This is a genomic window from Candidatus Hakubella thermalkaliphila (assembly GCF_013281975.1).
Taxonomy (GTDB): domain Bacteria; phylum Actinomycetota; class Humimicrobiia; order Hakubellales; family Hakubellaceae; genus Hakubella; species Hakubella thermalkaliphila.
In genome coordinates this window covers 1-531 of record NZ_BLRZ01000487.1, presented here as the reverse complement: position 1 = coordinate 531, position 531 = coordinate 1, and the positions used below count along the sequence as shown (strand labels likewise).

Below are 531 nucleotides of genomic sequence, written 5' to 3'. Positions count from 1 at the left end.
ATTTACGCCGACAAAGACACCAAAATCACATGGCATGCTGGAAAAAAAGATAGCAAGACAAATTATTATTACAGAGAGTTATGCCTCAGGTATCTTGAACACCCAGTCTCTGATTTAAGAAAAGAGTATTTCACTGCACTGCCGTTGAATGAACAGACATGCAGAAACTGCCACGAACGCGCCTACTGCCCGTACATTCAAGCCCCGTCAAGTTAAGTGGGGTCAGGGTCAAAAGACCTTCAGCTTCAGCAATTTTACACAGCTTTCAGTCAGATGAAACAAATGTAACATCATCCTGTTGTAAATTCAAGGCTAATGCCCTCCTTTAGTTTCCTTCTCAGGATACCAAGATGTCGCATTAAATTCTTGAGCCTACCCCAGTTTTTTGTATAATAAAGGGAAGTTTACATTTTCAATAACGAGACTCATGCCTCGATCAACTTTCACCTTATCTCTCAACCGTAACCTTACAGAGAGTTTTTCTAACATTTTCGCAATACTGTAAGTATCTTCTCTTACTACAAGAATAGG

The 531-nt window shown here is 39.9% G+C and carries 1 protein-coding gene; it reads left to right on the top strand.

Going from position 1 to position 531, the window contains the following annotated elements; translation table 11 throughout:
• Positions 1-216 (top strand): hypothetical protein (locus HW443_RS13170; RefSeq protein ID WP_219857274.1); only part of this gene is annotated, 216 nt, incomplete at its 5' end.
• Positions 217-531: the final 315 nt, after the last annotated feature.